This is a genomic window from Klebsiella sp. SWET4, from assembly GCF_024296565.1.
Lineage (GTDB): Bacteria > Pseudomonadota > Gammaproteobacteria > Enterobacterales > Enterobacteriaceae > Klebsiella > Klebsiella variicola.
The window spans coordinates 31,659-46,558 of sequence record NZ_JANCOB010000006.1 but is presented as its reverse complement, the minus strand read 5'-3'; the positions used below and the strand labels follow the sequence as shown (position 1 = coordinate 46,558).

The following is a 14,900-nucleotide window of genomic DNA, read 5'->3' as shown; positions in this document are numbered from 1 at the left end:
CATTTTGAACCTGGGCAGTGCTCACACTGACAGCACTCATAACGCCTGGGGGGATAGGCTCTGGAGTTCCCCGGGTTGCGGCGTAAACGCCTTACCCGGGCTACGGTGTGCAGATGGCGGTGAACGTGTAGCCCGGCTAAGCGCAGCGCGAGCCGGGAAAAGGCTAACTACGCCAGTCGGCAGGCGTCTGCTTCCCAGCGATAGCCAACGCCATACACCGCGCGAATAAACGACTGCTCGGCGTCCAGCGCCTCCAGCTTGCGCCGCAGGTTTTTGATGTGGCTGTCGATGGTGCGGTCGGTGACTACCCGATAATCGTCATACAGATGGTTGAGCAACTGTTCGCGGGAGAAGACCTTGCCCGGCTCCTGGGAGAGGGTTTTCAGCAGCCGGAACTCGGCGGGAGTGAGGTCCAGCAGCTTGTCGCGCCAGGAGGCCTGAAAACGACCTTCGTCGACAATCAGCGGGCTCTGGGCGTCCAGCGCCTGCAGATCGCGCTGCGGCTTGCAGCGGCGAAGAATGGTTTTCACCCGGGCGACCACTTCCCGCGGGCTGTAGGGCTTGCAGATATAGTCGTCGGCGCCAATTTCCAGCCCCAGCAGTCGGTCGATCTCTTCGATTTTCGCCGTCACCATTACCACCGGAACATCGGAGAAGCGGCGAATTTCCCGGCACAGCGTTAAACCGTCGGTGCCGGGCAGCATCAGGTCCAGCAGGATCAGGTGCGGCGGCGTCTGCCGAACGTAGGGCAGGACCTTGTCGCCGTGGTTAATCAGCGTAGGCGCATAGCCGGCGGCTTGCAGATAATCAATCAGCAGCTGGCCGAGCTTCGGTTCATCTTCCACGATAAGAATGCGTGGGGTGTTTTCATCTACAGGCAATTCAGTCATACGTCTCTCGGTAAATCATGTTCCAGAGGTAACTCAACTTTAATGCTAACCCCGCCAAAAGGCGAATGGTCGGCACGCAGGGTGCCGCCGTGGGCCGCGACAATATTGAGGCAAATCGCCAGTCCGAGGCCGGAGCCGCCGCTGGCGCGGTTGCGCGATCCTTCCGCCCGGTAAAAGCGCTCGCACAGACGGGCCAGCTGCTCATCGCTGACGCCGGGGGCGCTGTCGGCGAAGTCAATCACCAGCATCCGGCCGCTGCGGCGGGCGGTGATGTGCAGGCTGCCGCCGCTGTCGGTATAGCGCAGGCTGTTCTCCAGCAGATTGTTGAAGAGCTGCATCAGGCGGTCGCGGTCGCCGAAGATCATCGCCTGCTCGGGGAGCGACACCTGAATGCTCAGCTGCCGGCTGGCGAAGCGCTCGCGAAAAGCGCCCGCGGCCACCTCCAGCAGGGTGATGATATCCAGCGACGTTTTCTGGTAGGCCAGCGCCCCCTCGTCGGACATCGACAGCTGATGGAGGTCGTCCACCAGCTTGGTGAGGGTAGCCACCTCGGCCTGCAGGGAGGGGATGGACTCGGGGGTGAAGCGCCGGACTCCGTCCTGAATCGCCTCCAGCTCGCCGCGCAGCACCGCCAGCGGAGTACGCAGCTCATGGGAGATATCGGCCATCAGATCGCGACGCATCTGCTGGTTGCGCTCCAGGGTGCTGGCGAGCTGGTTGAAATCCTGCGCCAGGCGGCCGAGCTCGTCGCCGCCGGTCACCGTCACGCGGGTGGAAAAGTCGCCCGCCGCCAGCTTATGGGTGCCTTCCACCAGCCGCTTCACCGGCGCCAGCAGGCCGCGGGCCAGCGGGAAAGTGGCCAGCGCGGCAAGCAGGGTGGCAAGGGCGACAATCAGCCAGCTGGTGCGCTTTTGCTGCCGGTCGAAGTTAATATCGGTATTGCGCGTCAGCCGCTCTACCGGCGAGGCGATCACTTTGCCTACCTCCACGCCGTTGACCACAATGCTGCGCTGGGTGCCGTCCTCCGGTACGCGCTCACGGGGCCCCACCAGCACGCGGCCCGACTGATCGACCACCCAGAACATGGTGCGCCAGCCGTGGGGCGGCATTTCCGGCCTCGGCGGCGGGGTGTCGCTGGAGCCGTCGGGCGGCCCATCCGGCGGCGGCCCATCCGGCCCCTGACCCTCCATCGGACCCGGCTTCATGCCGTGTCCCGGTGGCGAACGGTCGTCGTTATCCCGTTCGAAGGTGCGCAGCAGCTGGAAGATAAAGCGGTCGTTGTTGCGCAGAAACGCCCAGCTGCCGTGCTGGGCATACTGCTCGCTCAGCGCGTCGCTGAGCATGGTTAACCGCTGCTCATTACCGCGCTTGATGTAGTCGATAAACCCACGTTCGAAACTGATACGCACCGCCCAGTGCATGCTGATCAGCAGCACGATGCAGGTGGCGAAAATAGCGAGGAACAGCTTACCGGTAATGCCCGGGCGCCAAAATTTCACGATCCACTCCTGTTGCGTCGACGGATGACGGTATTACTGCCGACGTCATCCGGTACCCGGGAAAAAATGAGCGCCGGGAGGGCGATGATCGCCGCCATGCTCAGATAGGTATAGAGAAAGACCTGATGGGTGCTGGCGGCGTCGAGGCTCATATGCTGCTGGCCATACAGCCCCAGCAGCAGCCCGGCGATGGTCACGCCGATACTCATCGACAGCTGCATCACCATCGACAGCAGGCTGTTGCCGCTGCTGGCCAGATCGTCCGGGAGATCTTTCAGCGTCAGGGTATTCATTGAGGAGAAGCGGCTGGAGTTGATCATCCCCTGCAGAAACAGGACCAGCGGCAACGCGTAATACCAGCCGGCCAGGGCGCTAAACATAAACAACAGGCTGACCGCCGCCAGGCCCAGGGTGCTGGCGACCAGCACCCGACGGTAGCCAAAGCGGTTGACCACCTGGACCACGATCCGCTTCATGCCCATGCTGCCGAGCACCATCGGGATCATCATCAGCCCGGCGTGAAAGGGGGAGAAGCCGAGGCCGATCTGCAGAAACACCGGAGTCATAAACGGCAGCATGCCGCTGCCGATGCGTCCGGCGAAGCTGCCGCCGAGGCCGAGGGAGAAGGTGCGGTTACGAAACAGGTTGAGGCTGAACAGCGCCCGGGCGTTACCGCGGGCGTGCCACAGGTACAGCAGCAGGGCGGCGAGGCCGACGGCCACCAGCCCCGCCAGCCAGCGTGACGATATACCGAGCCCTCGCTGACCGTCCAGCGCCAGGGTCAGGGTCGCCATCCCGGCGGCCAGCAGCAGAAAGCCGGAGAGATCGAAGCGCCGGGTCTGCAGGGTGTAGTTGGGCATCAGGCAGAGGGTGGCGATGGCGCCGACGATCCCCACCGGGATATTGATGAGGAAGATCCAGTGCCAGGAGGCATACTCCACCAGCACCCCGCCCAGCGCCGGGCCGAGCAGCGGGCCAACCTGGCCCGGCAGGGTGACGAAAGTCATCGCCGCCATGTACTGATCGCGTGGGACGATCTTCATTACCGTCAGGCGACCAACCGGCACCATCATCGCGCCGCCGATCCCCTGCAGCACCCGCGCCATCACCAGCTGGTCAAGGGTGCTGGCCTGGGCGCAAAACAGCGACCCGGCGGTAAACAGCACGATGGCGGTGAAGAAGATATTGCGCACCCCGACCCTGTCGGCCAGCCAGCCGCTGGCCGGCAGCATGACCGCCACCGTCAGGACATAGGAGACGATGATCATATGCATATGCAGCGGGCTCTCCCCGAGGCTTTTGGCCATCGAGGGGAGGGCGGTGTTAACGATGGTGGTGTCCAGCGACTGCATAAAGAAGCCGAACGCCACTATCCATAGCTGCCAGCGCACGCTGGCCGGGAGGTCTGTCATGTTATTCGCTTACCGGTTGAGAGGAGTGACGCGAAAAACGCAACCGCAGACGGTCAAAGAAAAGATAGACCACCGGCGTGGTGTAGAGCGTTAACAGCTGGCTCATCACCAGACCGCCGACGATGGTGATCCCCAGCGGCTGGCGCAGCTCAGAGCCATCGCCCCCGGAGAGCACCAGCGGCAGGGCGCCGAACAGCGCCGCCAGGGTGGTCATCATAATCGGCCGGAAACGCAGCAGGCAGGCCTGGAAAATCGCCTCTTCCGGCGCCAGATTGCCGGTGCGCTGCGCCTCAAGGGCAAAATCGACCATCATGATGGCGTTTTTCTTCACGATGCCAATTAATAACATGATCCCGATAAGGGCGATTAGGCTGAACGGGGCATCGAATATCTCCAGCGCCAGCAGGGCGCCCACCCCGGCGGAGGGCAGCGTCGAGAGGATGGTCAACGGATGCACATAGCTCTCGTAAAGCATCCCCAGCACGATATAGACCGTGGCGATGGCCGCGAGGATCAGGATCACCTGCGCGTTCATGGTCTGCTGAAACACCTGAGCGGTACCGGCAAAGGAGCCGCGCACGCTCGACGGCACCCCGAGCTGGGTCATCGTGCGGTTAATGGCGTCGCTGGCTTCCGACAGCGAGCGGCCGGTGGGGAGGTTAAAGGAGATAGTGGACGCCGCCGACAGCCCCTGGTGGTTCACCGACAGCGGGGCGTTGGCCGGCTGCCATTTGGCGAAATAAGCCAGCGGGATCGGCTTGCCCTCGCTATTGATAACAAACATCTTGTCGAGGGCGCTGACGTCCTGGGTGTAGGCCGGATCCACCTCCATCACCACCTTATATTGATTGAGCGGCTGGTAGATGGTGGAGATCTGCCGCTGGCCGAAGGCGTTGTTCAGCAGGTTGTTGGCGTCCTGGACGCTGATGCCGAGGCGCGACATCGTATCCCGGTCATAGACCAGGTCCATTTCGGCGCCATTGTCCTGCTGATCCGAGTTGACGTCCGCCAGCTCAGGCAGCGCCGCCAGTGCTTTGCGGATCTTCGGCTCCCACTCGCGCAGCGCCGACAGGTCGTCGGACAGCAGGGTGTACTGATAGCTGGCGTTCGACTGCCGGCCGCCGACGCGAATATCCTGCACCGCCATCAGGAACAGGTTGGCCCCGGGCTCGTTGGCCAGCTTTTTGCGCAGCCGGTCGATCACCTGCTGCGCCGTCTCGTGGCGCTGGTCGCGCGACTTGAGGGTGATAAACATCATCCCGCTGTTGACCCGCGAGCCGCCGGTAAAGCCGGTGACGTTATCCACCGCCGGATCTTCACGAATGATCTTCATAAAGTCCTGCAGCTTGCCGCGCATCGCCTGGAAGGAGATGCTCTGGTCGGCCTGAATGCCGCCCATCAGCACCCCGGTGTCCTGCTCCGGAAAGAAGGTTTTCGGGATCGAAATGTAGAGCCAGACGCTGAGGGCGATGGTGCCGAGCACCACCAGGCCGGTCAGCCGGCTGTGCCTGAGCACCCATTTTAACGATTTCCCATAGCCGCCCTGCACGGCCACCAGCAGGCGGCCAAAGCCGCGGTTGCGCGTCGGCTGGTGGGGCTTACCGCTTTTCAGCAGCCAGCCGCACATCATCGGTGTCAGGGTGAGGGACACCGCCAGCGAGATGCCGATCGCCACCGACAGGGTGACGGCGAACTCGCGCAGCAGGCGGCCGGGCAGGCCGCCCATCAGCAGCAGCGGCAGAAACACCGCCACCAGCGACAGGCTCATCGACAGCACGGTAAAGCCGACCTCGCGGCTCCCCTGCAGCGCCGCCTGCAGGGGTTTCATCCCCGCTTCCAGATGGCGGGAGATATTCTCCAGCACCACGATAGCGTCATCCACCACGAAGCCGGTGGCGATGGTCAGAGCCATCAGCGACAGGTTATTGAGGCTGAAGCCGCACAAATACATCGCGGCGAAGGTGCCGATTAAGGAAACCGGGACGGCGACGGCCGGGATCAGCGTGGCGCGCCCCGAGCGCAGGAACAGGAACACCACGAGGATCACCAGCGCCACCGAAATCACCAGCGTCTGCTCCACCTCCTCCAGCGAAGCACGGATGGTCGGCGAGCGGTCCTGGGCGATCTGCAGGTCGATAGCCGCCGGAATGGTCTGCTGCAGCTCCGGCAAGCGGGCACGGATGCTGTCCACTGTCTGGATAATATTGGCTTCCGGCAGTTTGCGGATCATCAGCAGGATCGCCGGTTTGGCGTTGGTCATCCCGGCGTTGCGCACGTCCTGCACCGAATCCGAGACGGTGGCGACATCCCCCAGTCGCACTGCGGCGCCATTCTGGTAGTGGACGATCAGCGGCTGATAGTCGGCGGCGGTCTTCAGCTCATCGTTGGTCTGCACCTGCCAGCGGTGCGCGCTGTCCTCCAGCGCCCCCTGCGGTTTGCGCACGTTAGCGTCGCTGATGGCGGTGCGCACCGCGTCCAGCGACACGCCCTGGTTGAACAGCGCCTGCGGGTTGAGGTCGACGCGCACCGCCGGCAGGGAGCTACCGCCGACGTCGACATCACCCACGCCGTCGATCTGCGCGATGGTCTGCGCCAGCTGGGTGGAGGCGAAATCATACAGCTCACCCTGGGAGTAGGTGTCCGAGGTCAGCGTCAGGATCATGATCGGCGCATCCGACGGGTTGGCTTTGCGGTAGGTCGGCCGGCTGGGCATCCCGCTCGGCAGCAGGCTTTGCGCGGCGTTGATCGCCGCCTGAACGTCGCGCGCCGCGCCGTTGATATCGCGGTCGAAGTTAAACTCAAGAATGATGCGCGTACTGCCCAGCGAACTGGAGGAGGTCATCTCATTGACCCCGGCAATCCGTCCCAGGGAGCGTTCCAGCGGGGTGGCCACCGATGAGGCCATGGTTTCCGGGGAGGCCCCCGGCAGCGAGGCGCTAACCATGATCACCGGGAAGTCCACCTGCGGCAGCGGGGCTACCGGCAGCAGCCGGAAGCCGAGAATGCCGCACAGGGTGATGGCCAGCGAGATGAGGATTGTCGCCACCGGGCGGTAAATGAAGAGGGCGAAAAACTTCACTTACGCCTCCTCTTCCTGACGCGGGAAGCGGCGCTTCAGGTGCAGCGACAGGCGGTCGAACAGCAGATAGATCACCGGGGTGGTGAACAGGGTCAGCACCTGGCTGAGCATCAGACCGCCGACCATGCCGATCCCCAGCGGACGCCGCAGCTCCGCGCCGACGCCGGTGCTCAGCATCAGCGGCAGGGCGCCGAGCAGGGCGGCGAGGGTCGTCATCAGGATCGGCCGAAAACGCAGCAGGCAGGCCTGGTAGATCGCTTCCCGCGGCGGCATGCCCTGTTCGCGTTCGGCGGCCAGCGCGAAGTCGATCATCATGATGGCGTTCTTCTTCACGATGCCGATCAGCAGAATGATGCCGATGATGGCGATCACGTCCAGCTCGCTGCCCGCCAGCCACAGCGCCAGCAGCGCCCCGACCCCGGCGGTGGGCAGGGTGGAGAGGATCGTGATCGGATGGATAAAGCTTTCATACAGCACCCCCAGCACGATATACATCGCCACCACCGCGGCGACCACCAGCCAGACAGTGCTGCCGAGCGCCGACTGGAAGGCCAGCGAGCTACCCTGGAACTGGGTGCGGATATCGGTCGGGAAATCCAGCGACTGTTCGGCGGCGAGGATCGCGTCCACCGCTTCGCCCAGCGAATAGTTGTCCGGGACGTTAAACGAGATGGTGGTCACCGGGAACTGATCGAGGTGGTTCACCGACAGCGGGGTAAAACGCTGCTCCACCGTGGCGATGGCGGTCAGCGGCACGATGCCGCCGTCGCTGCTGGTCAGGCGGATATTATCCAGCGCCGCCAGGCCCGGCGTCGCCTCGGTATCCTGCTCGAGCACCACGCGATACTGATTCGCCTGAGTGTAAATGGTGGAGATCAGCCGCTGGCCGAAGGCGTTGTACAGCGCGTTATCGACATCGGCCATTGAGATGCCGAGGCGGCTGGCGCTGTCGCGATCCACCTTGATATAGGCGGCCAGGCCTTTGTCCTGCCAGTCGCTGCTGACGTCGGCCAGCTGCGGCTGGGCCTGCAGGCGGCTGAGCAGCGGCGGCACCCAGGTGCTCAGCGCCTCGAGGGAGTTTGCCTGCAGGGTGAACTGGTACTGGGTGCGGCTCACCGTGGTGTCGATGGTCAGATCCTGGGTCGGCTGCAGGTAGAGCGCCACGCCCGGGACGCCGTCCACCGCCTGCTGCAGGCGGCTGATCACCGTCTGGACGCGGTCATCGCGTTCATCCAGCGGCTTGAGGTTGATCTGCAGACGGGCGCTGTTCAGCGCCGGGTTGGTGCCGTCGACGCCGACGAACGAGGTCAGGCTCTCCACGGCCGGATCCTTAAGGATAATGCTGGCCACCTGCCGCTGGCGCTCGGCCATGCTGGCGAAAGAGACCGACTGCGGCGCCTGGAGGGTGCCCTGAATAATGCCGTTATCCTGGATCGGGAAGAAGCCTTTCGGGATAAAGACCCACAGGATTATCGACAGCGCCAGGGTGCTCAGCGCGACGCCGAGCGTCAGCCACGGATGGTTCAGCACCCGGCTCAGCCAGCGGCCATAGACGGCGATCACTCGGTCGAAGAAGCGCTCGCTGGCCCGGGAGAAACGGTTCTGCTTGCGCAGCGATTCGTGGCTTAACATACGGGCGCACATCATCGGCGTCAGGGTCAGGGAGACCACCGCCGAGATAAGAATAGCGACGGCAAGGGTGACGGCGAATTCGCGGAACAGACGGCCGACGATATCGCCCATAAAGAGCAGCGGGATCAGCACCGCGATCAGCGAGAAGGTGAGGGAGATAATGGTGAAGCCGATTTCCCCGGCGCCTTTCAGCGCGGCGGCCAGCGGCTTCTCGCCTTTTTCGATATAGCGCGAGATGTTCTCGATCACCACGATGGCGTCATCCACCACAAAGCCGGTGGCGATGGTCAGGGCCATCAGCGTCAGGTTATTGATCGAGAAGTCGAGGAACACCATCACCGCGAAAGTGCCCACCAGCGACAGCGGCACCGCGACGCCGGGAATAATGGTCGCCGGGACGTTGCGCAGGAACAGATAGATGATCATCACCACCAGGGCGATGGCCAGCATCAGCTCAAACTGGGTGTCGCGCACCGAGGCGCGAATGTTGGTGGTCCGGTCGGAGAGGACCTGCACCTTCACCGATTTCGGCAGGCTCTCGGTGAGCTGCGGCAGCATCTGGCGAATGCTGTCGGCGGTGTCGATGATGTTGGCCCCCGGCTGGCGCTGGACGTTCATCACGATGGCCCGCTGCTGGTTGGCCCACGCCCCGAGCCAGCTGTTTTCGGCCCCTTGTTCGACGCTGGCGACATCGCCGAGACGGATCGGCGCCCCGTTCTGATAAGCGATGATCAGCCGGCGATAATCCTCAGCGGACTGCATCTGATCGTTAGCGGAAAGCGTCACCGCGCGGGCCGGGCCGTCGAGGCTGCCTTTCGCCGAGTTAACGTTGGCGCTGGTGATAGCGGTACGCACGGTTTCGCTGGTCAGGCCGAGGGCGGCGATGGCCTGGGCGTTAAGCTTCACCCGCACCGCCGGGCGCTGGCCGCCGGCGAGGGTCACCAGACCGACGCCGGAAACCTGGGAGATCTTCTGCGCCACCCGGGTCTCCACCATGTCCTCTACCTGGGTCATCGGGATCGCGGAGGAGGTGACGGCGAGGGTCATGATCGGCGGATCCGCCGGGTTCACCTTGCTGTACACCGGCGGGTTGGGCAGATCGCTCGGCAGCAGGTTGGTGGCGGCGTTAATGGCCGCCTGCACTTCCTGCTCGGCGACGTCCAGCGGCAGGGTCAGCTGGAACTGCAGCGTGACGACCGAGGCGCCGCCAGAGCTTTGCGACGACATCTGCTTAAGGCCGGACATCTGGCCGAACTGGCGCTCCAGCGGGGCGGTGATAGCGGAGGTCACCACGTCCGGGCTGGCGCCCGGATAGAGGGTAACCACCTGGATGGTCGGGTAATCGACCTCCGGCAGGGCGGAGACCGGCAGGAAGCGGTAGCCGATGATCCCGGCTAACAGGATCGCCACCATCAGCAAAGTGGTGGCGACCGGACGCATAATAAACAGCCGGGACGGGCCGCCGGTGCGGCCTGGGGGTAACACCTGCATCAGGAACGCGCTCCGTGTTTACCGCTCTGGCGCGGAGCGGGCTGCGCCTGCTCGCTGCCGCTGGCGGTGACAACTTCCACCTTCGCCCCCTCGGTCAAGCGGTCAATCCCGTCGGTGACCACGCGATCCCCGGCAGAAAGCCCGGCGCTGATGACCACTTTCTGGCTGTCCTGGATGCCGGGCGTCACGCTGTGTTTGCTGACCTTGTTCTCGTCGTTCAGCACCCACACAAAATGCCCTTCGTTGCCCATCTGCAGGGCGGCGGCGGGGATCACCACCGCGTTCTCTTCGGTATCCACCAGCAGGCGGGCGTTAACGAACTGGTTGGGGAACAGCGCGTCGTCCAGATTGCTGAAGCGCGCCTTCAGCTTGATGGTCCCGGTGGTGGCATCGATCTGGTTGTCGAGACTCAGCAGCTCGCCGACGCTGATTTTCTGCTTATTGGTGCGATCCCAGGCTTCGACGCTGAGCGCTTTGCCCGCTTTCTGCGCCTGCACCACCGTGGCGATGCTGTTTTCCGGCAGGGTGAAGACCACATCGATCGGGTGCGTCTGGGTGAGAACCACAATCCCGGTGGTATCTCCGCTGGAGATCTGGTTGCCAATATCCACCTGCTTTAAGCCGACGCGGCCATCAATCGGCGCGGTGATGCGGGTCCAGTCGAGCTGCAGCTGGGCGCTGGCGACGGCGGCTTCATCGGCCTTTACGGTGCCAGCGGATTCCACCACCAGCGACTGCTGGGTGTCGAGCTCCTGGCGGGAGACGAGGTTGGTTTTCACCAGCTGCTGGTAACGGGCGAGATCGCGGCGGGCGTTCGCCAGGGTGGCGTTATCTTTCGCCAGCTGACCCTGCGCCTGGGCGAGGGCGACTTTAAACTGGCTGGGGTCGATCTGCGCCAGCAGGTCGCCGGCTTTGACCTGCTGTCCCTCCTGGAAGTGAAGGCTCAGTAGCTGGCCGTCGACCCGGCTGCGCACGGTCACGGTATTGGCCGCCGTCACGGTACCCAGCCCGGTGAGATAGCGTGGCACCGCTTGTTCGGTCGCGGTCGCCGCCTGCACCGGCGCCAGCGCGCCGCCGAAACGGCCATGACGCGCGCCGCCCGGCCCCTGCGGGCCTTGTCCTGCTGCGGGAGCGCTGCTGCCGCTCGTGCCACGATCGTGCCAGAACCAGTAGGCGGCTCCGGCGATAATCACTACCGCCAGCGCGGCGCCCCAACGACGTATGTTACTGCCTTTCATTAGTTTACGGTCTCATCCTGAAGCGTTTCGCTGAATGATACTAGTTTAGTGAGGGAAGGGGCCGTAAAAATGGAGGAATTATGAAAAGAAGGTTGAGAAATGTCTGGATAACCGCCGCGACGCCGGGCGGTCTCGTTGGAGATTTCCGGGGTGATATCAACTTTTAGTTTAAAAAAGTAAAAAATAGTTGTATCCGGGAGGGCTTTAATTAGATTTATGCGGTGAATAAATCAGTGCATTTTCATAATAATAACATATGCACTTAAAAATCAACGTGTTAAATAATCAGGGGTCATTGCTGTGGCAAACGCAAACAAACTCACGCTCTTCATCGTCATTTTTATGCTGATGGGGATCCTCTCCGGCGCGGCTATCCATGCCTACGCGACGCCGACCACCATCTCCGCCTGGGCGGACAACATTACGCTGCTGACCGATCTGTTTCTGCGGTTGATCAAAATGGTCATCGCGCCGTTGGTGTTCAGCACCCTGACGGTCGGCATTATGCGTCTCGGTGAGACGGCGACCATTGGCCGGGTAGGCGGGAAGGCGATGGTGTGGTTCATCACCTCCTCGGTATTATCCATTCTCGTCGGGCTGGTGATCGTCACCTTCCAGCACCCGGGCGCCGGGTTAAACCTGGCGGTGCCGAAAGAGGCGGTGGATACCGGCCTGGCGGTCAGCGGCATGAGCCTGAAAGGATTCCTGTCGCACACTATCCCCACCAGCATCACCGAGGCGATGGCCAACAACGAGATCCTGCAGATTGTGGTGTTCTCGATGTTCTTTGGCATCGCCGGCGCGTCGCTGGGCGAGAAGTTTAATGCCCCGCTGGTGGCGGCCCTCAATGTGGTGTCGCACATTATGCTGAAGGTGACGGGCTATGTGATGTACGTTGCGCCGCTGGCTATCTTTGCCGCCATTTCGTCGGTGATTGCCTCCCAGGGGCTGGGGATCCTGCTCAACTATGCTTCGTTCATCGGCGGTTACTACCTGGCGGTGCTGTTGACCAGCGCGGTACTGATCGCCGTTGGCTATATGGTGCTGAAAAAAGAGGTCTTCCGTCTGCTGAACATGCTGAAGGACCCGGTGCTGGTCGCGTTTACCACCAGCAGCTCCGAAGCGGCCTATCCGAAGACCCTTGAGCGGCTGGTGAAGTTTGGCTGCTCGCGCAATATCGTCTCGTTCGTCCTGCCCATTGGCTACTCGTTCAACCTCGTGGGCTCGATGGTCTACTGCTCCTTCGCCGCGATGTTTATCGCTCAGGCCTATAACGTACCGCTGAGCTTTAGCGAGATTACGGTCATGATGCTGACGCTGATGCTGGCCTCGAAAGGCATCGCCGGGGTGCCGCGCTCGGCGCTGGTGGTGCTGGCGGCCACGATCCCCAGCTTCAATATTCCGGTTGCCGGGATCCTGCTGCTGATGGGTATCGACCATTTCCTCGACATGGGGCGCTCCGCCATCAACGTGTTGGGTAACGGCATTGCCACCGCCATGCTGTCGAAAAACGAAGGTCTGCTGACCGACCAGGAAGCACAGCCGGACTGGGAAGCCGAGAAAGCGGAAGCCTGATCCTGCCGCGCCCTTTCACAGAGGGCGCCATTCCGCACGGAAAAAAAGACCCCTGACAGGCACGTCAGGGGTAATGTGACGAAGTATCAGTTTTCCTCGTAACTAGTCTTTTTTCTTATATAAAAACGCGCGGTAACGTTTTTATACCGAGGAAGCGTCAGAGTTTAACGTTATGTTCGGCAGCGCTGGCGCTTTTTTAGCATCCTGCGGCTATTTTCGGATTCCAGACAATATCACTACGGGAATATCTTATTCTCTTCTGTTCGCTATTTGCCTACCAGCGCTCACGTAACAGATTCATAAACTGGAAAAAGTCGTGATTATTATTCAGGCTGTATTTTTCCATAATCTTATTCTTATGGTAAGCGGCGGTGCGGGGACTGACGCGCTGCAGGGCAGCGATTTTACTCATGTCCAGCCCTTCAAGAATACCGTGCACCACAGCGGTCTGCGACCGCGACAGGACACGATGCGGGCAGCTGGCGCAGCTCAGTTCCCGGCTCGTGGCGTCAGTGGCCGACGGGTCCATACAATGCTGTAGTTCGCTTTTAATGATCGCCAGCAGTTGTGGAATACTGGCCGTTTTCAGCGAGACAAAAATGACTCCTTTCAGGCAATTAATCATGAAATCGTCTTCCGGCAGCTGGTCGTAGCTGTGGAGGATAATCAGGGAGCTGCCTTTTTTTCTGTTTTTAATCAGGGTATTGCACAGATAGATTTCACCAGGGATCACTTCGCATATAATAATATCTTCGTCTGACAGGTCGTTATTGCGCCAGGAGAAACGGGCCCGCATATCGTCCCGGGAGAGATCATTAACCATGGCGACCAGCGATTCACGTACAAAGGTGTTGCGGGTATTGATGGTGACATTAATGTTTCTCATGGCGTTATTTCCTTATGCAAAACATAACGCCATGCTGTGACAAATCCTCCGGGCGTATGCGGTGTGTTGATTTTATAAACGTACCTGTAATCGTTTTTAATTATTATAAAGTGAATTATTTACGACGCGTCGAACGCTTATCGTTAAACGTAAACTTCTGCCGTCTCCTGTCTTTTAGATAGGAAATAAAACTGTATACAGAGATGCTGAAGAAAAATATGCATAGCAATAATATTAACCACGTTTGCATGGCCATCGTTTTTACCTTATTTGTGCTGCATGGTGTCAGAATTTACCGCGAACGGCTATTACGTTTTGTTATATGTTTTCCTGTCCACTGAAAATCATACGACATCATCCTGATGTGCTAGCACTATAAGAAAGTTCTTAAGCGCGTCGTCAGTCTCATTCCTCTCATTTCTCTCAGAAAATGAGAAAAATTAACACTTGCGAGTTATTCACCCCCCGCGCAGCGGCCAGATCGCGCTTTCGATCAGGAAATAAACGCCAGTCCTTTGCCAAAGATCGCTCGTACGGGCAGGTGGATCCCTTGCTGGCGCGCCTTATGGCGCAGGCGGCTAATCACCACGTCGATGCGGTGCAGGTCAGGCTCGCTGTCGTGGGAAAACAGGCAGGCATGGAGGTCCAGCTTGCTGCACACCTCGTTGCGATTGCGCATTAACAGCTCCACCAGACGGTACTCCTGCTGGGTTAACTCCAGCGTCCGGGCATCGGGAGAAATCAGTTTATCCTCATGCAGACGCCACAGTCCGGTGGCGGCGGATGACGCGGTGCCGGGCGCCTCCGATGGAAGGGCGGCGGGTCGATCCTGCTGCAGGCGGGCGCCAAGGGCGGTGAGGGTCTCCGCAAGGTGGGCGAAGTTAACCGGCTTAATCAGGTAAGCATCGGCCCCAAGACTGAGCGCCTGCAGTTTATCCTGCTGCTGGCCGCGGGCGCTGACCACCACCAGACCGTAATGCCCCAGCTCATGCAGGTAGCTCAGCACGCTGAAGCCATCTTCCCCGGGCAGGCCGATATCAATCAGCACGATGTCCACCGGATGGCTGTGCAGTTGTCGCCAGAAGGCTTCGGCGCTGCGCGAGCCCCACACCTCGAAGCCGCGATAGCCCAGCCAGGCCAGCAGTTCATCCAGCAGATCGGCGTTATCTTCAATTATCGCCAGCCGTAAAGCCATACG

General features: G+C 61.3%; 10 protein-coding genes. 1 reads left to right on the top strand and 9 read right to left on the bottom strand.

The genetic code is table 11. The features are described 5' to 3' along the window. Positions 1 to 167 precede the first annotated feature (167 nt). The 6 genes from baeR to NKJ21_RS15075 are packed head-to-tail and all read right to left on the bottom strand — an operon-like array spanning position 168 to position 11,241. On the bottom strand, positions 168 to 890 hold the full coding sequence (gene baeR / locus NKJ21_RS15100) for a two-component system response regulator BaeR (protein WP_004201558.1): 723 nt from the start codon (positions 888 to 890) through the stop codon (positions 168 to 170). Beyond that, on the bottom strand, positions 887 to 2,389 hold the full coding sequence (gene baeS, locus NKJ21_RS15095) for a two-component system sensor histidine kinase BaeS (protein ID WP_008804077.1): 1,503 nt from the start codon (positions 2,387 to 2,389) through the stop codon (positions 887 to 889). The genes baeR and baeS overlap by 4 nt, the downstream gene beginning before the upstream one ends. Next, the gene (locus tag NKJ21_RS15090) at positions 2,386 to 3,801 is read right to left on the bottom strand and encodes an MFS transporter (protein WP_109849204.1); all 1,416 of its coding nucleotides are present in this window, start codon (positions 3,799 to 3,801) and stop codon (positions 2,386 to 2,388) included. The genes baeS and NKJ21_RS15090 overlap by 4 nt, the downstream gene beginning before the upstream one ends. Position 3,802: 1 nt before the next feature. Beyond that, positions 3,803 to 6,880, bottom strand: a complete 3,078-nt coding sequence (mdtC, locus tag NKJ21_RS15085) for a multidrug efflux RND transporter permease subunit MdtC (RefSeq protein ID WP_008804079.1) — start codon at positions 6,878 to 6,880, stop codon at positions 3,803 to 3,805. Then, positions 6,881 to 10,003, bottom strand: coding sequence for an MdtB/MuxB family multidrug efflux RND transporter permease subunit (locus tag NKJ21_RS15080; RefSeq protein ID WP_022065378.1), 3,123 nt, complete (start codon positions 10,001 to 10,003; stop codon positions 6,881 to 6,883). Beyond that, complete coding sequence (locus tag NKJ21_RS15075) at positions 10,003 to 11,241, bottom strand: MdtA/MuxA family multidrug efflux RND transporter periplasmic adaptor subunit (protein ID WP_012541067.1); 1,239 nt, start codon at positions 11,239 to 11,241, stop codon at positions 10,003 to 10,005. Before NKJ21_RS15075 ends, NKJ21_RS15080 begins: the two co-directional genes overlap by 1 nt. Positions 11,242 to 11,541: 300 nt before the next feature. On the opposite strand from NKJ21_RS15075, the gene NKJ21_RS15070 reads away from it, so the two are divergent. Further along, the gene (locus NKJ21_RS15070; RefSeq protein WP_047666799.1) at positions 11,542 to 12,816 is read left to right on the top strand and encodes a dicarboxylate/amino acid:cation symporter; all 1,275 of its coding nucleotides are present in this window, start codon (positions 11,542 to 11,544) and stop codon (positions 12,814 to 12,816) included. 274 nt (positions 12,817 to 13,090) lie between these two features. On the opposite strand, the gene NKJ21_RS15065 is transcribed toward NKJ21_RS15070, so the two are convergent. The 3 genes from NKJ21_RS15065 to NKJ21_RS15055 all read right to left on the bottom strand — a co-directional run bounded on the left by NKJ21_RS15065 (position 13,091) and on the right by NKJ21_RS15055 (position 14,897). After that, a complete protein-coding gene (locus NKJ21_RS15065) occupies positions 13,091 to 13,702 on the bottom strand; it encodes a response regulator transcription factor (protein WP_008804083.1) in 612 nt (203 codons plus the stop codon). Between the two features lie 115 nt (positions 13,703 to 13,817). Next, the gene (locus NKJ21_RS15060) at positions 13,818 to 13,958 is read right to left on the bottom strand and encodes a small membrane protein (RefSeq protein WP_046621842.1); all 141 of its coding nucleotides are present in this window, start codon (positions 13,956 to 13,958) and stop codon (positions 13,818 to 13,820) included. Between the two features lie 237 nt (positions 13,959 to 14,195). Continuing rightward, positions 14,196 to 14,897 carry a response regulator transcription factor gene (locus tag NKJ21_RS15055; RefSeq protein WP_012541069.1) on the bottom strand — a complete coding sequence of 234 codons (702 nt, stop codon included), beginning with the start codon at positions 14,895 to 14,897 and terminating at the stop codon, positions 14,196 to 14,198. Positions 14,898 to 14,900 lie beyond the last annotated feature (3 nt).